The sequence below is a fragment of the Methanobrevibacter olleyae genome, from assembly GCF_900114585.1.
GTDB lineage: Archaea > Methanobacteriota > Methanobacteria > Methanobacteriales > Methanobacteriaceae > Methanobrevibacter > Methanobrevibacter olleyae.
The window spans coordinates 1-19,788 of sequence record NZ_FOTL01000004.1; the positions used below are offsets into that span (position 1 = coordinate 1).

Genomic DNA, 19,788 nt, shown 5'->3' on the forward strand with positions numbered 1-19,788 from the left:
AAAACCAATAAAAGAGGAAAGGCAACACTAAAAATCAGAAACCTAAAGAAAGGAAATTATAAGATTTACACACAATACGGTAAATCAAAAATAAAAAACACAATAAAAATTACATAAAAAAAAGATAATGAGGGTAAACACCCATTTATCTTTTTTTTACTTTTTTTTAAAAGTTTTAAAATTAAACACCTATTTTTTTTAAATAATAATAAATGGCTTTATTTAAATCCTATTCACTTTAAAGCCATTGCTTATCTTTATAAAATATTTTTAAATTAGCTTAAATTCATTTTTACAGTTAATCTAAAGTTCCTGATTTTTGCAGAATACTTTAAAAAAGATAGATTTCATAATTCAAATAAGCTTTATTTTTTTAGGTAAAACCTTATATAAAAAAAATACATGAATATCATTACTTTTAGAATTATTTCCAGATTTACTAGCATATTATACAGCTATTTAGAAAAAGCCAGAAAAACACCAACATTACAATCAATGCCAACATTCATAAGCCAATACCAATTAATTATAAAATAAGATTTCAGCAAATCCTAAAATAGTTAAAAGCAATAGTTATAAATATCTTAAATTTAAAAAAATAAAAATAATTTTAATAACTAAGTAAAATAATTAGATAACAAACGAATAGATATATTCTATGATTTGCATAAATCATGACACTATATGTATAAGAGGTGAAAGTATGATGAGAAAAGTAGTTCATCAAACAAAAGGACATAAAGAAATTGATGGAGCTGGAGTACATTTAGTACGTGTATTAGGTAATCAAACAACCGACATACATGACCCGTTTTTAATGTTAGATGCATTTGATAGCAGAAATCCAAGCGATTATACTGCAGGTTTTCCAATGCATCCTCACAGAGGAATTGAAACTGTAAGTTTTATCAGCAAAGGTGAAATGCTTCATAGAGATCACTTAGGAACAGAAGCTGTTATTTATGATGGGGAAGCCCAATGGTTAACAGCAGGATCAGGTGCTGAACATGAAGAATTTCCTGGAGGAGAACGTATACTAGGAACACAAATGTGGCTGAACCTTCCTGCAAAAGATAAAATGACTGCACCTCCAGCATATCACAGCATCGATAAGGATGAAATTAAAGAATTTCCATTAGATGGAGGTATCTTACGTTTAGTTACTGGAGAATATAACAATGAAAAAGCTTGGCAAGGAAAATACCTACCTCTAGATTTTTATGACATACATCTAGAGCCTAATGCAAAAGTAGAAATTCCAGTGCAAGAAGGATGGTCTGCCTTTGTCTTTACACTAGTTGGTGATGTAGAGATAAGTGAAACATTAGTTGAAGAAAAAACAGCTGCAAAATTAAGTGATGGAAATCATATAATCCTAGAAACAAAGGATAAGACTGCAGAAGTATTATTGTATAGCTCTAAAAGATTAGATGAGCCAGTAGCTTGGGCAGGTCCAATTGTTATGAATACAATAGAAGAATTAAACCAAGCATTTGATGACCTGCAGGAAGGCAGATTTATAAAAGAGCAGACAGAATATTAAAAAAAGGGGTATTAATTTACTCCTTTCTATAATGTTTATGGTTTCTTTAAACAATAGTTTTTTTTATAATGTTAATAGTTTCTTTAAACAATAGTTTTTTTTATAATGGTTATATTTTCTTTAAACAATAGTTTTTAAAGCTACAACTAACTATAAAACATGTGATAAATTAACTTAAATCAATAAAGGTTATAAATCTAGAATAGATCTAAGCTTGAAAATGCCATCATCTTCCTTTACACACATCTTATGAAAAGTAATAGCTTTAACTTCAGAGCGGCGAGGATGAATATCCCAATTTATTTCCTCACCATAAGCAGAGCAAGTCAATTTATAATTTTCCAAATCAGATGAGTTTAAATCATCCCCATCATCATTATCCATTTTTTCAATATCAACCTTAAAATCAGAAAAGAACAAGAATTCTGTATCTTGTATGAATAAAAGTTCTTCTAAATAATCATACAAAAGAGAAACTAAATCTTCAGAAACTATTTCAAAATCTCTAGACTCTATCTTTTTTACTTTATCAATATCAGTTATTACATTAAACATAGCTAAACCTGCATTTTCATATGCTTCCTCTAGTGAATTACCATAAGCATAAAATCCAATATCTGCAGTAACATCAAAATAATCATATTTTTTAAAGTTTGATTCATCTATTTCCATAGCTATGCACCAATTTATTATTTAATTTTAATATTATTTAAACTACTTGAAAAAATCAGATGAAAATAGGCTTTGAAATTAAATAGGCCCTTATTGAATAGGTGAAATCATAGTTACTATTAGTTTTCAAATGCTCTCTTTCTCTTTTTTTATATATGCTTTTCAACTTACTATCATTAGCAAGAGAAATTTAAAGAAAACTTATATTAAAAAAGAGGTGAAAAAATGATAAAAGAGACTAACACCCATTGTGACTTAAGAAGAAAGAATAGCTTCGTAGATCCTATGACATTCCATAACCTTAAGATTGATTTTAAAGATTGCATGGTAATATTTGTAGTTTTTACAGTATTGCTTTTATCAATTTTAGCTGTTAGTGCAGCTCCAAACCCAGAAATGATGATCTGGGTATAATTAAACAATATCAAACCAAACCCATTGTTTATTAAAGGATGTAACCATATAAGATAAAGCTACTTATAGAACTATGGATATTATCCTGCAATATTAATGATTAAATAGGATTAATCATTGAAATATGATTTTTTATAGTTCTAATTAGATAAATTACATCCTTTAATCAATGCGTTTATAAAATTATCCTTTGTAAGTTTATTATTTTTAATTTATCATTTTTAAACACTAAAAACTCGAAACATGATCATCATTTAATCCTTAAACACCATACATTAATTTTTACTTCCTTTATTAATTTTTACTTTTTTTACTAATTTATTTATTATACCCTTTATTAACCTTTTGAATAATTTATTTATTAAGGGCTTCATTAAGTTTTTTAAAACATAAAAACATTTAATTACTTTAAAAGTCTATAAAGAAAGAAAATATTCAAAAATAAGAAAAGGAAAATAAAAAAAGAAAATATTCAAGAATAAGAAAAGGAAAATATTCAAAAATAAAAAAAGAAAATATTCAAAAATAAGAAAAGGAAAATGAAAAAATAAATTAGAGCTTAAAAATTAAAGATTACAGCCCTTAATATCTTCAGGAGCAAACCTTAAAATGATCTCTCTTGAATTGCCCCTAACTCCTTTTCCAGTAAATTTAGTATCAATCAATCTTAAAAATTCCAATTTTTCAAGAGTTCTATTGAAAGTAGCATAGCTTACATTAGCTTCTTCTTTAAATTGTTTAGATAACTCTCCAGCAGTTAGAATCTCATCACTATCAGCAACTGCCTTAAGTAAGGTTCTTTCAATATCATTCAAAGAATTAATAGTTTCCATTAAATTAACAGAGCCCTGTTTAGCTATTGCCTCTTCAACATGCTCTAATTCAATAGTCCTGCTTGCATTAGCTTCTGCAATATTACCGCACACCCTAAGAAGATCGATGCCCACTCTTAAATCTCCAACCTCAATAGTGTGATTAGCAATTTCTTCAACTATCTCATCTGATATTACACTTGGGAAAAATCCTGCCTTAGCCCTGTCTGAGAGAATATCGAATATTTCAGAATATGTGTATGGTTGGAATGTAATATCTTGAGGAATGAATACGGTGTTAACGTTTTTATCAAGAGCATATCTAAATTCCAAATCTGAAAGAATGGCAAAGATACCAGTTCTCACTCCTTCAAATTCCTCATAAGCTCTTAAAATATCATAAAATACTTTATTTGCATTTTGACTTTGGAATAAATAATTAACATCGTCAAAAGCAACAACCAATGCTTTGTTTTCTTCTCCAAGATATTTCATAACCTTTTCATATACCCTTGAAAAAGGAACTCCTGTCTCAGGAGGTTGATGTCCAAATAGCTTTTTATGAATTTGAGAAAAGATTCCAAAACGTGTTGTATGTAATTGACAATTAATATAACAACAAACAACTTTATCACTGATGTTTTCTACCAATTCAAAAACTTTCTTAATTGCAGTTGTTTTTCCAGTAGCACATGACCCCATAATAACTGAATTAGTAGGACGGCCCCCTTGAATGGCTGGCCTAATACACATAGCCATTCCTTCCATTTGACTATCCCTAAAATTAAAATTATCAGGCATATAATCTGGATTAAATGCATTTATGTTTAGGAATAATGTTTCATCAAACATTAAAATATCTTCTATTGCCATATAGTTTATTATATGTTTACTTATATAAAAAAGTTCTTTAAGTTTGAATAATGCTTTACAAATTTTATAAAAAATCCAATAAAGCTATAAAAATTAAATGATGTGGATTAATAAAGTGGATAAAAAAAGAAAATACTCAAAATAAGAAAAGGAAAATAGGAAAAATAAGAAAAATAAGAAAAGGAAAATAGGAAAAATAAGAAAAATAAAATAAGAAAAATAAAATAAGAAAAATAAATTAAGAAAAAATCTTAATTATCAACCAAATTGATTACTTTTACATCGGTATTTTCTAAAATCCAATTAAGAAGTCTTTCTGCATAAATTAACTTTTTAGTTTTTATTTCATCTGCAGGGCCAGTTTCCCCTTCAATATTTGGTCTTGAATATTTAGTAACAATTGTTCCAAAATCCATACCTGCAAGAACCATTTCATCTGCACCTAAAGCAATAGCTAAAAACATAGCTCTATCACCATCAGTAAATCCACCGAAATTATATAGATTACCTACTGGAACAGATTGGGTAGTTCCTAATATTTTATCAAAGCTTCCTGAGAATAAATCAATATTTTCTTCATTATTACCATGAGCATGAATAACAAAAGAAACTCCATGAGCATTTGCAGTTAGTAAATCAGAGATTTTACCATCTAAATCAGTGGCAATAATATCTGGAATAATATCTTCTTCTAAAAGAGCAGTGGTAGCACCATCAGCAGATATGAGAACATATTCATCTAAATTATAAGACTTACTATCTTCAATATGTTTTTTTAATGAAGGACCTGCACCAAAAACAATGAATTTGCCAGTGTCATTCTTTTTATAAACAGTTTCATCATACAAATCTTCAAGAGTTAAAAAGCCATGGTCATCAAGTATTTTATCTAATAAATCAGCAGATTTTTCATCATCATCTCTTGAAAATCCAAAGTCCTCAAGAATTTCTTTATACCATACCTCCCATTCATTAATATCCATAATCACACAACCAAAATAATTAAACTAATTAAATAAAATAAAAAATAATAAAATAAGATTTTAATATTTAAAATTCCCAATTACCCACTTCATTAATTCTGCCAGTTAAATCAATGTTTAAAGGAGTCAAGCTCGGACGTCTTTCTACCAATAGACAATAGCCATCAGTTCCTTCTTTAAAATTCTCAACTAATTTAGGAACGATCATAACTGTATCATTACCATCATCATCCTCTCTTTCAAGAATATTGGATTCCAGCATTTTATCTGCAAGGTAAGTTATCTTAATCTTATCAGACAATGGTTTAGATGGAATATTTAGGTTTAGTAAATTAATCCCTTCTGAAAGGCCTTCATCTAAAACTTTTTTAACTAATTTAACAAGGATCTTTTGTGCAAAGCTATAGTCTGCATCAACATACCACTGGCCATTTTCATCTTTTTTAAAGCAGTCATCATCAAGAAAGAGAGAGCATGCAATAGCAGGTACTCCTTGAGCAACAGCTTCAAGTGCAGCACAAACAGTTCCTGAAATGGTAATTTCAGATTTACTAATGTTGATTCCAGGATTGATTCCAGTTACAACCAAATCAGGCTTTTTATCACAAACATAATTAATACCTACATTAACAGAATCAGAAGGAGTTCCGGAAAGACCATAAGCTTCACTGCCATCAGCCAATTCATATTTATCTAAATATAAATGCTTCATAATATTGACTTTACGGCCTACACTACTATTATTCTCTTTAGGAGCTACAACAGTTAGATTAGCTAAATCCCCTAGTGCTTGCTTAGTAGCTAAAATTCCCGGAGCTAAAACACCATCATCATTAGATATTAAAATATTTTTCATGACAAACCTCTCCATGTAATATAATTCTATAATTAATAATACTTAATTATTCTTAAAAATGATCATAACAATCCTTAAAAATAATTATAATAAGTCTTAAAAATGATTATAATAATCCTTAAAAATAATTAAAAAATAAAAAAATTATAAAAGTCCTTAAAAATGCTTAAAAAAGTCAAAAAACTTAGATATTTTATTTATTGAAGGCATTGCAATATTGTTAATAAACTTAATTTGATAATTGAACATGAATCTTTCAAATTCTGATTTAACACTATCTAGCTCATTTGGAATATCAATAGACTGTGGACATAAACTCCTACACCTTCCACAATGATTACATAAACCAGCACTTGATTGTTTATTAGTTATTCCCCCAACAACAACATAATAATTCACAAGAGCATTTGAAATAGGCCCAAAAGCTTTTTTATTAAATAAATACTTATCATTATAAATTTTAAAACAATCTGGAATATTCACACCCTTCGGACAGGGAAGGCAATAGCCACAGCCAGTACAGCTGATCTCAATCATAGAATTAAAAATGCCCTGAGCTTTTTTTATCATCTCTAGTTCTTCATTTGATAAAGAGCCAACTTCAACTCTAGTAGCAATAGCCATATTTTCTTTAATCTGGCTAAGAGAACCCATCCCTGATAAGACACATGTGATTTCCTTTTGATTAAAAACCCAGCTTAAAGCCCAGTCTACAGAAGACCTACTAGAATCAGTGCCTTTAAATAAATCATCTAACTCTTTAGGTAATTCTCCTGCAAGAATCCCTCCCTTTAAAGGTTCCATAATAAAAACAGCAATATCCTTTTCATAAGCATATTTAATGCCTCTAATACCTGCTTGTGCATTAACATCCAAATAGTTATACTGAATAAGAACCATATCCCAATTGAAATCATCAATTGCCATATTAAATTCATTGGGAGCTCCATGATAAGAAAATCCAATATTTTTAATCTTGCCTTCAGCTCTTGCTTTTTCTAGAAATTCATAGATTCCAAGGTCTTTAAGCCTTAAAAGCGTAGTTAAATCAATACTGTGAATATAATAATAATCAATGCAATCTGTTTGAAGCTTTCTTAGTTGTTCATTTAAAAATGCACCCATATCTTCACTGGATCTTAGCATCCATGAAGGTAATTTAGTGGATAGTTTAATCCTATCCCTATATTTAACTCCCTTTTCATCTTTTAAACTTAGAATCTCACCTAAAAACGATTCACTTTCTCCGCCATGATAAGTATATGCAGTATCAATATAATTTATTCCACTATCAATAGCATGTAAAATATATTCTTGAGCTAGTTCCCTATCTATAGAATTATTTTTAGTAGGAAGGCGCATAGTACCTAAGCCAAGTGGAAATAATTCATCCCCATTCTTTTTTACTACTCTCTTTACCATATAATCATCACTTAAATATAAATCTTAAACACTGTCCTATTTCCTGAATGTTCATTTATCACTATCTTATTGATTAAATAGCCATTTAACACCATTTGATTAAATAGCCATTTAACACCATTAATCAAATAGCCATAACACCATTTGATTAAATAGCTATTTAAAGCATTTTATTGCTTAAATGACTATTCAATGCTATTTTTTCCTTAGCTTTAAAATAACAAGTTCAGAATCTGTACCCCATCTAAAAGGATAATCCATTGAACCAACACCTGTTGTAACATGCAAATACTTATCTTTTGTTGCAAATTTACCCTTAAAAAGGCCTCTATTATACCATATCCTATCTCCTATCCAAACAATGGGATAAAATTGGCCTCCATGAGTATGACCAGATAATTGAATATCAAAGCCCAATTTTGAAAAATCCTCCCAGTTTTGTGGGGCATGAAAATTAATAATATTAATCTTGTCCTCCCTAATAAATTCAAGTAGTTCATTAGCACCTACAGTTTCAATTTCTCCAAAGCTAAATGTTAATCCAAAGATATTTAAATCTTTAAATTCCATTCCCTCATTATCCAAAATAATAATTCCTGCCTTTTTGCAAGCTTTATAAACATTTTCAATTCCCGGATAAAAGTCATGATTACCTGCAGTAAAGATTATGGGAATGCCTATATCTTTAAAAGCTAGAAAATCATCCTCTTCAACTGTAGAAGATCCATCAGCTAAATCTCCAGATATGATAACCAAGTCACAAATATCTGAAAGCTCATTTAATTTATCTCTAATGTCTTTAATAATTTTCTTATGTCTGATAGCTCCAAAGTGAACATCAGACAAGTGAAGGATATTTATATCTTCATTTAAATTGTCCAAATAAATAGTTTTCTCATTGACAACTAATTTATGAGCCTTATAATAGCTATAAATGGCGATTAAAGGAACAAGAGCCACCAATAAAACAATGGCTAAAAATGGAATTTTCAAAAAACTACCTGCTAAATAAATGATTATTAAATCCATTGCAAAAAATAAAGACATCCAGAGCCAAATCCCAGATATCTCATCTAGCATTCTAGTTATAAATCTTGATTTTTTCTCTTCAAAAAGCATAGGACAAATATGCAATACAGCAAATAAAAGAGTTAATAAAATCAAATATGAATCATCCATCCCTCCGAATAATAAAAATAAATATTTCATTAAAAAAAATTCAAAAATTATAATTAAAGGAGATGAAAGAATAATCCTTCTTGTTCTAAAGCTCATAAGAAAAACCTCTATTATTATTTTTTATAAAGTTATTTATAAAAATTACTCTAAATGAGAAAAAAGAAGAAAATAAAACTTAACTAAAGATAGGTAAAATAATAAACAGCAAAATAAAATTAAAAAACTTAAAATGAAAAATAATAAAATCCCTAAAGAAAATAAGCTGCTGAGAAAATATTTAAAAACCATTAAGAAAACAAAGTGCTGACAAAATATTTAAAAACTATTAAGAAAATAAACTATATATAGCTTGACATATTAATCTAAATTTTATAAAAACTAAATGATAATCAATTTGAAATCTAATATAAAAATTAAATTTAACTCAAGCTCATAATTCTTATTATATATTGGAGGATAATAAATGAACGAAATATTATTAATGCTCCCAGGTCCAACAACTGCTGACCCAAGAGTATTACAAGCCATGTCTAAAAATGTTGTAAACCACAGAGGAGATGAATTTGGAAAAATTTATACTGAAACTACCGAATTAATGTCTAAAACTTTCCAAACTCAAAATGATTCCTATATCCTTACTGGTTCAGGAACTTCCGCAATGGAAGCAGCTCTTGCTAATCTTGTTAACAGAGGAGACAAAGTATTGAATATCGTTGGAGGAAAATTCGGAGGAAGATTTGTAGAAATTGCAAATGTTCATGGAATTGAATCCAAAACTTTAGATCTTGAATGGGGAACTGCTGTAAGTCCTGATCAAGTGCAAGAAGCTTTAGATGCTGATGAAGATATTAAAGCTGTAACCGCTGTACACAACGAAACTTCTACTGGAGTAGCTGCACCTATTGATGAAATTGGTGAAGTTATGAAAAACTACGATGCATTATACATTGTAGATACTGTATCATCTTTAGGTGGAGACTATGTAGATGTAGATAAATTCCACATCGATGCATGTGTAACTGGATCTCAAAAATGTCTCGCTGCACCACCTGGACTTGCAGCTATCACTTTCAATGATGATGCATGGGCAGCATGTGAAAAGGTCGAAGCGAATAATTACTACCTAAACATGCTAAAATACAGAGCAAGCGGTAATAAAGACCCTGCCCAAACTCCCTACACCCCATCTGTTTCATTAATTTATGCTTTAAAGGCAGCACTTGAAGTTAGCCATGAGGAAGGGCTTGAAAACAGTGTAGCAAGACACCACCAAGCAGCAGCTGCATCAAGAGATGCTGTTAAAGCTTTAAATCTTGAATTATTCCCTGATGAAGCTGTATCCTCAGCTACTGTAACTGCAGTTAATATACCTGAAGGTGCAACTGATAACGACATCAGAGGAACTATGTTAAACAAATATAAAGTCCAGTTAGCCGGTGGACAAGACCATCTTAAAGGAAATATTATTAGAATTGGACATATGGGTGTAATTAATTATCAGGAATTAGCTATTACATTTACTGCATTAGGATTGACCTTAAAGGGATTAGGTTTAGTTGAGGATGCAGGTGCAGGTGTAGCAGCTCTTGCTGACCATTATATCTAATTCTTTTTTTCTTTTTTCTTTTTATTTGAAATTCATGCTTTTTATCTATTTCTTTATTTTTATAAGCTGATTTAAAAACAATTATTATAAAACTATTTTTAAAAGATTCAAAAATAAAAGGCATCTTAAATAGCAAAATAATAACAAAACTATTATAAAGAATTCATAAGAAAATATAATTATAATTCTAAGGTTAAAAAAAACAATACCTATAACAATATAATTATAATTCTAAGGTTAAAAAAAACAATACCTATAACAATATAATTATAATTCTAAGGTTAAAAAAATATCTATATTAAAAAATTTTAAAAAAGGAGTTAAAAAATGATTGATGAAACACCGATTAAAACTACTGTTGAAGAGTTAAGAAAGCTTATCAATATTAACAATTACATTGGAGAAGCAATTGAAACTGAAGATAAAATCTTAATTCCAGTATCTAAAGCAACAATGGGTTTTGGAATTGGAGAAAACAAAAATGAAAATGAATTAACTGGAACCGGTGCTGGAGTAAGCGTTGAACCAATTACCATGGTCGTTGTAACAAAAGGAAAGGAAGGAATCGATGGAATTAGAACTATCAATTTAGCAAAAGGAAATGAAACTAATAAAGCATTAAATGAATTAGGATTAATTATAACCGACATATTGAAAGATATTATTCCTTCACAAGCTAATGGCGATGATTATATAAACATTGATGATGTTAGTGATGTTGAAATTAAAGATGAAGAAATAAGAGAAAAAGCTAAAGAAAGCATAAATGATATTAAAGAAGATATAAGCGAATGATTAGAAGATAAATTAGATATTGATATCTGTAAAAGTGAATAAATTTTAAATTGAATAATGATAATATTCAAATTAAGAAAATAAAAATAAATCATGAAAGGGCGATAATATGAACTTCAATCTTTTTTTAATTATATTAATCGTCTTAATAATCATCTTATGCATCACACTATACAACGGTTTAAAAATATTGTTAACCGTTAAAAAAGAGGAAAGTATAGTTAAATATGAATTAAAACTAACTATGCTAAAAATATCTATTTTTAAAAGAACCGGTTTCAAAGGAAAGGATAATCTAGCAGATGATGAAAATAAAGATTTAGAAGAAAATCCTAAAGAAAAAAATAAAGAAAAGGATAATAAAGAAGAAGATAAAGAAAAAGATACTGAAGAAGATGAAACCACAGAAGAAAAAGGTTTAAAAGAAAGATACGAAGAGTTTAAACCTATTTTTAAAAAGCTAAAAAAATCTAAGAAAGAATTAAAAAAGTTCTTAAAAGACATTTTAAAAGCTATTGATTTGAAAAAGTTAGAAGGAAACTTAATAATCGGTCTTAATAATCATACTAACACCATTAAAATAGCAAGCTGGATTTGGTCAATAGGTGCTATTGTAAATACTACATCAAGACCAACATTATTAACTGTAGATCCTAAATTTAGAGAAGAAATAATTGATTTTGAAGGAAAAGTAGAATTGAAAATAAATTTATTAAAACTAATATATTATAGCTTAATTTTATTAACTAAAAAGAACATTAGAGAATTAATTAAAGAACTAATAGATATAGGAAAATAGATAATTAAAGGGATAATATGGATGGCATAGAAATAGTAAATAAGTTCAAGAGGGAAACACTTTATGAATTTAGTGAAGCTATTTCCATATTGAATGATGAAATTTATTTAATATTCAAAGCAGAAATCATTTCAGTTGATGCAAATCCATCTAAAGCTAAAACATCCAAGCTAAAGAGGTTAATAAAAGATAATGAAAATAAATCAGAAACATTCATATCTTATCTAGAGATTGAGCCAATAGCTTATTTATTAAAAACTAAAATAAAGGAAAATGAATATAAATATGATGTTGAGGCAATTGATAATAAATACATGAAATTTATTAAAAAAAATAAAGATAAGCTATTAAAAAGTTTTTTAAATGAATAAAATAATTAAAAAAACTAGCTAAAAAGCTAACTAAAAAAACTATAAGCAAAAATATTAATAAAAACTATTAAAAAATAAGCTCTTTCTATTTAGGTAGCCGAATATTCTCTTCACAAAGTATTTCTATTTAGGCAGAGGAATATTCTCTTCACAAACAAAAACATCAACTAAAAATGCTTTATTTGAATTTAAGGATTTATCAATAGCTGATTCAAGATCTTCCTTAGATTCCACTTTCATAGAATCAATGCCATAAGCATTAGCTAATTTTACAAAATCAGGATTTATTAAATCTACCTGATACTTTTCAATATTATAAATAGTTTCTTCCCATTGGCGAATAATGCCTAATTGAGAATTATTTATAATAAAAATAGATATATTTAAATCATATTCTTTAACAGTAGCCAATTCTTGAATAAGCATCTGAATATCCCCATCTCCACAAATAACAACAACTTGATTATCTGGATGGGCAATAGCTACGCCAATAGATCCCCCTAAACCATAACCCATTGGCCCAAATCCTCCTGAAAATAAAAGCTTTCCAAATTTATCATTTTTTGAAAGTAATGTTGTCCAAGTAGTGTGAGTTCCGGCATCTGATAAAAAATAACTGCCTTCAAATGCATCAATAATTTTATTAATTACATAAGGGGGCCTTAATGGATTAAAGTTTTCCTCCACATCTTCAATTCCATCAATAACCAATTCCTCATAATTAAAATAGATTTCATCAATCCACTCAGAATCAACTTTATAATCTTCAAGTTCAGATGATAAGAAATTTAAAAACTCTGAAACATCCATAGAAAGATTGATATTACCTTTAAGGCAATCACCATCAATATTTACATGAATGATTTTATCTTTAACAGTTTCTAAATCACAAGCTGCAATTGTTCTTTCAGATAATTTTGCACCTAAAACTAAAATACAATCCGAGCTTTTATAAGCATAATTTGCTAGTGAAGTTCCTCTAAGACCTACAATACCAAGGTTCAATTTATCGTATTCACTAATGATTCCTTTAGAGTGAAAAGTTGTGGCAATAGGAAACTGTGTTTTAGTTAGAAAAGCGCTTAATTTTTCAATAGCTTTACCCCAAACTATGCCATTTCCTGCAATGACTAATGGTTTTTCTGAAAGCTTAACTTTTTCAATAGCTAAGTTAATATTGTTACCTACATCTTTTAGTGCATTTTTTGAAAAATCATTAGAATTTCCATAAGCACCACCATTATAGATCAATTCACCATCATGATAAATGAAATACTTATCAAAGATAGCTAGTAAATCATAAAAATCACCAATACCAGAAACTCCTTCATCAAAACAATCAAGATTTAAATCTATATTACTAAAGATATTATAATCAAAAGAATCAACTATATCCTTTAATTTAATATTCTCTAAACTTAAATCGATATCTTCAAGAAGAATATCTTTAGAAAGATTAATATGAACCGGCCCTTTAGGCTTTTTGTGAAGTATAATCAAAGACTCGATTAAATTGAAAATAGCTAATTTAGCTGAAGACGGATGAAAGCTCTTGATAGTGATATTTTCATAAACATCATTAATTGGGGAATTTTGAAAAATGTCCTCATCCTTTTTAGAATAATCGTTATCTCCAGTAATTACAAGAAGAGGTACTGAATCTTTAAAAGCAGTGGCAACTCCCATAACTAAATTCATAGCACCTGGACCTGCAGTAGAAATACATAAACCATAATTAGCGGATGAACGAGCATAGGCATCTGCTGAATGCACTGCCCCTTGTTCATGCCTTGTAAGAATATGTTCAATTGAAGAGCCTTTTAAAGCATTGTAAAAAGGAAGTATCTGTTCTCCAGGGTGCCCGAATATATGTTTAACACCATCTTCTTCAAGTAATTTGATTAATACCTCTGCAGTATTCATATTATCACATATTAGATAAGATAAAATAAAATTAAATAAAACTAATTAAATTAAATAGATAAATTAAATTAGATTAATAGATTAAATTAGATTAAATTAAATTAGATTATATTAAATTAAATATATTTAATTAGATTAAATTAAATTAGATTAATAGATTAAATTAGATTAAATTAAAAATTAAATAAATTAAAGAGTTTTAATAATAGCTAGATGAATTATTAGAAGAATTTCCAGAATGCATATCTTCTAATTCATCATCAGTTACAATTATTCTAGCTTCTAGACTGTTATAAACCTTAGTTAGAATTGTTAAATCTTTTGAAGAGATTAGAATAAAGTTATTAGACTTTTTATCCTCAACAAAAACTGTATACGTTCCAAGATTATTATTTTTATAATAAGTAAAACCAGCATCAGACTTTTTTTCACTACCTAAAGTCTCTTGCTTAATATTTTCAAACCGAAGAAGTCCTTGTGATGCTGTAACTGGGGATCCATTATTGAAACTTGTAATATTGAGACCATAATCATAATCACAGTAATAAATAATATCTAGATTGTCCGTATAAGTAGAACTTTTATCAGTTAGTGGAACTTGAGCAGAACAAGAATTAGTTAAGTTAATTTGATGATAAGTGATATTTCTACCAGGTTCAAATATTAAATATGAACATACACAAAGTAAACAAAATACCACAATTATTATGATAGCTATTTTTTTATCCATAAAATACACCTTTTTTAAGATAAATAATAATTATGTTTTTAATCTTTTATATATTATTATAAAAAAATTTTTATAAAATTAAGAAAATCTATTATAAAAAATAGAAAAAATAATAAAGAAAATAAAGAAGATAAATTAAAAAATAGAAAAAATAATAAAGAAAATAAATCAAAAAATCAATGCAAAAAATAAAAATAGGTAAAAAATGAAAATTAGAAATATCAATCATCTAAATTGAAAATAGAATCTGCTCCTTTTCCTTCATAATCATAATATTTATCTTCATCATCTGATTGTTTTTTAAGAGATTTAGGTTTATTTGAAGAGATGTAATCGGATTTAGAAGATTTAGAAGATTTTGGTTTTTCAACATAATCATCTAAAAGAGATTCATACCCTTCATCACCAAATACTCCATCATCAAAGAAATCATCACTAAAATCTCCAAATTCCATTTCTTCAACTTGCTCTTCATTTTTAGGTTTTTTGGAACTATATTTATTATTAGATTTAAATTTAGAGTTAGGTTTAGAATTGGATTTAGAATTGGATTTAGAATTAGATTTAGAATTGGATTTAGAGTTAGATTTAGAATTGGATTTGGATTTTGATTTAGATTTAGAATTTTCAACATAATCCTCCAATTTATCAAAAATAGCTGCATCCTTAGAGCTTTTGAAGGTATGATTTGGTTTTTTAGAACTTTTTTGAATACCGATAGATCCTTCATTTTTTATAGGGGAAATATAATCCAAACCATCAAATTCATCATCGAAATCCATATCATAATCATTAACATCATTATTTAGATTATCATTTAGATTATCTAGATTATTATTATTTTTATTTTTATTTTTATCTCTATTAAACATGTTTATTTTATCAAATAATGATTTTGATTTCTTTTTATTGTTATTTAGAGATTGTTCTCTAGATTTGGAAGCTAAATCATCATAATCAGAATAATCTTCACCATCACCATAATTATCCTTTTTATTTTCATCATCAAAATCTTCATCATAAGGAGAGTCAAATTCTTCAGAAGATAAATCCACATTTCTTAAAACATTCTTATCAGATTTAGATTTAGATTTAGATTTGGACCTTTCAAATCTGTTTAATATTCTAGATTTAGAACTGTTATCCTCTTCAAAGTTATCAAGTTTTTCATCTGAATCTTTATTATCAGATTTTCTAAATCTATTCCTTAATGATTTATATGGATTGACAAAAGATCCATTTTTATCAAATAAAAGATTATTCCCTTCAGATTCATCTTCATAATCATCAATAGTCTTATCAATATATTCTTTTTCTTTAAAGTAGTTAACCCCATTTTTACCCTTACTTGATAGATCAATCGAATAATCTCCATCATATGGAATTACAGTTAAAGCTAAAGGAATAAGAACAAATATAGAAGCTATAATGGATTGAATAAATAAACTTTGCCTGTCTCCAACAAGAATTAAATTATAAACTCCTAAAATCCAAATAATAGATAATATAGTTGGAATCACGAATTTAATATCAATTATCCAAGATTTATCTACTTTAATATAAGAATTTTCATTTAAAATCTGAGGAAGCTCTTCAATATCAAAGACCCATCCTAAAACAATTATTTCTAATAAGACTCCTAAAATAATTGCAAATTGACTAATGAATGAATCTGTAATTCTTAAAAGGTACTCTCCCATACCTGTTGCAAATATAAATGATGTGAATAGGCCTACTAAAACAAGTTGCCTAACAGCTTTATTTCTAGACCATCCAAATTTTTCAGAGATAGAATTAGATAAAGGTTCTATTAAAGCTAAAATAGTACTTAAGCTACCAAGAAATAGAAGTAAGAAAAATGCAGGAGCTACCATATAAACCCATGGATCCATTATATTAAATACATTAGGGAAAACAACAAATATCAATGAAAATCCATCACTAACTAAACTTGTAATAGGGATATTTCTACCTAATGCCATATAACCCATAATAGCAAATAAAAGAACTGAAACTAATACTTCAAAAATCAAGCTTACTAAAACAATAATCCATGCATTATCAATTAATTTCGCTTTTTCTGGAAGGTAAGATGAGTATGTACTTGCAATAGCATAACCTAAACCATATGAAAATACTAATTGGCTAAATGCATCTAGCCAAACATTTAAATCTAATAAAGCTGACCAGTTTGGATTAAACAATGCCATTATTCCAGTACGAGATCCGGGTAGTTGAAGTGTAAAGATTAAAATACCGACCAATAGTATAAAAGATAGTGCTAAAGATATCTTGCTTATTGTTAATATTCCTTTGTTGATTTCTTTACGGGAGAATAAATAAATCAATCCCCATATAAATATCAAAGCAATTCCAATAGGAACTACAAGGTATGTTAAACCATATGGATTGGAAGTGCTATGTAACAATGTGGTTGTAAAGAAAACACTGGGATTATTACCCCATCCTTTAAATAAACTAAGTATAACATAGATAAGGTCCCAAGACATTATGCAAGTATAATAAATTAAGACTATAAAAATTAAAAATACTATAAACCATGCCACTATTTCAAACTCTGATTTAATATTATAAAATATTTTAGGCAGACTTGATTTAAATTTAAAGCCTATTCCAAATTCTAATGCTAAAATAGGAATAGCCAAGATTACAATAGCTAAAATATAAGGTATGAGAAAGGTTCCGCCACCATTTTCATACATAAGATAAGAAAATTTCCAAATTCCAGACAATCCAATAATAGCTCCAATCATAGCTATTAAAAAACCAGTTGAATTGCCCCATCTATTTTCAATAATTTTATCACCCATTTAACATCACATCAATATTGACTTTTATTCTTATCTAGATATCTCTTAACTAACAAGGTATAATGAAATAGCAATTTAATAACAATTTTATTATTATATAATATATTAAAGTTTTGATTATTTAAAAAATTTGCTTATTTTAATAAAAAATTTTTGCAAAAATTAGTGTGAAAATAGAAAAAATAATAAAAAAGTAAAAAGCTAAATAAAATTAAATAAAACTAAAAAAATAGCTAAATAAAAAACTAAATAAAACTAAATAAAACTAGAAAAATAATAAAAAAGTAAAAAAATAAATAAAACTAGAAAAACTATTTTGACTAAAGCTTTTTTAAAAGTTTTAGTTAATTATCTTCAAGTGGCTTATAAAACTCTTCGTTTTTAGCTGGTAATTTAGTAAATATGACTGGGACAATAATAAGGATGACAGTTAAACAAAGCATAACCATCTGACTTATAAAATCACTAGTTAAAAGAGTGCTATAAACTCCTTGAGCCCATAAACCAAAGATACAAAAAGGCAAAATATATTTAATTACAGTTTTCCACAATTTGCCCATTTTAATGGTGGAATATTCATTTAATGTATCAATAAGATTATCAAATTTATAAATCCAGCCGAAAATAATACATTCAAGTAAGACCCCAAACAATAATGCAAAGTTATTTAAGAATCCGTCAAAGATCCCTAAAAGCATACTTCCTGATGAAGTTGTAAACAAGCAAGATATACAGAATCCACTAATACATACAATAGTTGCTGATTTTCTTCTTGAAAAATCAAATTTTTCAGATATTGAATAAGATACCACTTCCAATAATGCCATTACAGATGTTATACCTGCAAATAAAATACATAAGAAGAACAATGGAGCAATAACTGTAGCCCAAGGCCCCATAATATTAAATACTTTAGGGAAAACCACAAACGCTAAACCAGTTCCCTCAGTTACCAATTCATTAAATGGAATACCTGTACTTAAAGTCATAAATCCCAAAATAGAAAAGATTCCAATAGAATTAAACACTTCAAATCCAGAATTTGAAAATGCAACAATTAAAGCATTATCAGTTAATTTAGCACCTTCTGGAAGATAGCTTGCATAGGTAAGAGCAATAGACATACCTAAACTAAGCGAAAATATTATTTGACCAAAAGCAGCAAGCCAAACATTTAAATTAGCTAATGCAGACCAATCGGGAGTGAATATTTGAGTGTAACCTATTGAAGCACCAGGCAAACTTAGTGAAAATACAACAATAACTACAACGATCAAGCAAAGAATAGGCAATAATATCTGACTAACTTTACCAATACCTTCATTTAAATCCCTTTGTACAATAAACCAAGAAACCAACCAAATAGATAATACAGATATGAAAACCCATGGAACAATAGTAAAAATACCTGAAAGAGAATCAGATGCCTGCAAAACATTATTTGAAAAAAATAAATCAGGGTTTGAACCCCATGCTTTAGTAAAGCTTAAAAAGACATAGATCAAATCCCAAGCTACCACACAGATATAATAAGTTGTTATTAAAAATACAATAAAGGATATAAACCAAGCTACAGGTTCTAATTTAGATTTAACAGTGTATAAAGACTTAGATAATGAAGATTTGAATCTGTAACCTACTGCATATTCTACAAGAACAAATGAGATTCCTAAAAGAAACAAAGATACAATATAAGGAATCATAAATGATCCTCCACCATTTGAATAGAGAACATTTGGAAATCGCCAAATATTACCTAAACCAATAGCAGAACCTATCATTGCCATTACAAAAGCAACATTATTATTCCACTCAGATCTTTTACTAGATGCCATAAAATCACTACAAATTAATAAATAAAAACTTAATAAATATCATAATTTAATAAAATTATAAAAATTAAATAAAATTAATAAACTACAATAATCCAAATAAAATGAATTAAACTAAAATAATTTCAATAAAAGAAGAGAACATTG

The 19,788-nt window shown here is 27.8% G+C and carries 16 protein-coding genes; 6 read left to right on the top strand and 10 right to left on the bottom strand.

What is annotated here, in order from left to right:
• The first annotated feature begins 703 nt into the window (after nt 1-703).
• Complete coding sequence (locus BM020_RS01775) at nt 704-1,543, top strand: pirin family protein (RefSeq protein WP_067145252.1); 840 nt, start codon at nt 704-706, stop codon at nt 1,541-1,543.
• 189 nt (nt 1,544-1,732) lie between these two features.
• On the opposite strand, the gene BM020_RS01780 is transcribed toward BM020_RS01775, so the two are convergent.
• The gene (locus BM020_RS01780; protein ID WP_067145250.1) at nt 1,733-2,215 is read right to left on the bottom strand and encodes an archease; all 483 of its coding nucleotides are present in this window, start codon (nt 2,213-2,215) and stop codon (nt 1,733-1,735) included.
• Between the two features lie 225 nt (nt 2,216-2,440).
• On the opposite strand from BM020_RS01780, the gene BM020_RS01785 reads away from it, so the two are divergent.
• Nucleotides 2,441-2,629 carry a hypothetical protein gene (locus BM020_RS01785; RefSeq protein WP_067145248.1) on the top strand — a complete coding sequence of 63 codons (189 nt, stop codon included), beginning with the start codon at nt 2,441-2,443 and terminating at the stop codon, nt 2,627-2,629.
• A 566-nt stretch (nt 2,630-3,195) separates the two neighbouring features.
• On the opposite strand, the gene BM020_RS01790 is transcribed toward BM020_RS01785, so the two are convergent.
• The 5 genes from BM020_RS01790 to BM020_RS01810 all read right to left on the bottom strand — a co-directional run bounded on the left by BM020_RS01790 (nt 3,196) and on the right by BM020_RS01810 (nt 8,754).
• Nucleotides 3,196-4,314 carry an ORC1-type DNA replication protein gene (locus tag BM020_RS01790; protein WP_067145246.1) on the bottom strand — a complete coding sequence of 373 codons (1,119 nt, stop codon included), beginning with the start codon at nt 4,312-4,314 and terminating at the stop codon, nt 3,196-3,198.
• Nucleotides 4,315-4,565: 251 nt separating this feature from the next.
• The gene (locus BM020_RS01795; protein WP_067145244.1) at nt 4,566-5,297 is read right to left on the bottom strand and encodes a 6-hydroxymethylpterin diphosphokinase MptE-like protein; all 732 of its coding nucleotides are present in this window, start codon (nt 5,295-5,297) and stop codon (nt 4,566-4,568) included.
• Between the two features lie 67 nt (nt 5,298-5,364).
• Nucleotides 5,365-6,153, bottom strand: coding sequence for a 5'/3'-nucleotidase SurE (gene surE, locus BM020_RS01800; protein WP_067145242.1), 789 nt, complete (start codon nt 6,151-6,153; stop codon nt 5,365-5,367).
• Between the two features lie 156 nt (nt 6,154-6,309).
• The gene (locus tag BM020_RS01805) at nt 6,310-7,575 is read right to left on the bottom strand and encodes an aldo/keto reductase (protein WP_074797999.1); all 1,266 of its coding nucleotides are present in this window, start codon (nt 7,573-7,575) and stop codon (nt 6,310-6,312) included.
• 195 nt (nt 7,576-7,770) lie between these two features.
• On the bottom strand, nt 7,771-8,754 hold the full coding sequence (locus BM020_RS01810) for a metallophosphoesterase (protein ID WP_234970499.1): 984 nt from the start codon (nt 8,752-8,754) through the stop codon (nt 7,771-7,773).
• A gap of 463 nt (nt 8,755-9,217) precedes the next feature.
• On the opposite strand from BM020_RS01810, the gene BM020_RS01815 reads away from it, so the two are divergent.
• The 4 genes from BM020_RS01815 to BM020_RS01830 all read left to right on the top strand — a co-directional run bounded on the left by BM020_RS01815 (nt 9,218) and on the right by BM020_RS01830 (nt 12,325).
• The gene (locus tag BM020_RS01815) at nt 9,218-10,360 is read left to right on the top strand and encodes a pyridoxal-phosphate-dependent aminotransferase family protein (protein WP_074798003.1); all 1,143 of its coding nucleotides are present in this window, start codon (nt 9,218-9,220) and stop codon (nt 10,358-10,360) included.
• A 327-nt stretch (nt 10,361-10,687) separates the two neighbouring features.
• Entirely contained in the window at nt 10,688-11,155 is a 468-nt protein-coding gene (locus tag BM020_RS01820) for a GerW family sporulation protein (protein WP_067145233.1), read from the top strand.
• Nucleotides 11,156-11,264: 109 nt separating this feature from the next.
• A complete protein-coding gene (locus BM020_RS01825; protein ID WP_143743936.1) occupies nt 11,265-11,954 on the top strand; it encodes a hypothetical protein in 690 nt (229 codons plus the stop codon).
• 17 nt (nt 11,955-11,971) lie between these two features.
• Nucleotides 11,972-12,325, top strand: coding sequence for a hypothetical protein (locus BM020_RS01830; protein ID WP_067145230.1), 354 nt, complete (start codon nt 11,972-11,974; stop codon nt 12,323-12,325).
• 123 nt (nt 12,326-12,448) lie between these two features.
• Here the strand turns inward: BM020_RS01830 and BM020_RS01835 are convergent, their stop codons facing one another.
• From BM020_RS01835 to BM020_RS01860, 4 genes are all read right to left on the bottom strand, one after another.
• A complete protein-coding gene (locus BM020_RS01835) occupies nt 12,449-14,248 on the bottom strand; it encodes a thiamine pyrophosphate-binding protein (protein WP_067145228.1) in 1,800 nt (599 codons plus the stop codon).
• Between the two features lie 199 nt (nt 14,249-14,447).
• Nucleotides 14,448-14,978 (bottom strand): hypothetical protein, encoded by a 531-nt coding sequence (locus tag BM020_RS01840; RefSeq protein WP_067145226.1) that lies wholly within the window; start codon nt 14,976-14,978, stop codon nt 14,448-14,450.
• Nucleotides 14,979-15,199: 221 nt separating this feature from the next.
• The gene (locus tag BM020_RS09270; protein WP_083405354.1) at nt 15,200-17,809 is read right to left on the bottom strand and encodes an SLC5/6 family protein; all 2,610 of its coding nucleotides are present in this window, start codon (nt 17,807-17,809) and stop codon (nt 15,200-15,202) included.
• Between the two features lie 344 nt (nt 17,810-18,153).
• Complete coding sequence (locus BM020_RS01860; protein WP_074798005.1) at nt 18,154-19,644, bottom strand: sodium-dependent transporter; 1,491 nt, start codon at nt 19,642-19,644, stop codon at nt 18,154-18,156.
• Nucleotides 19,645-19,788: the final 144 nt, after the last annotated feature.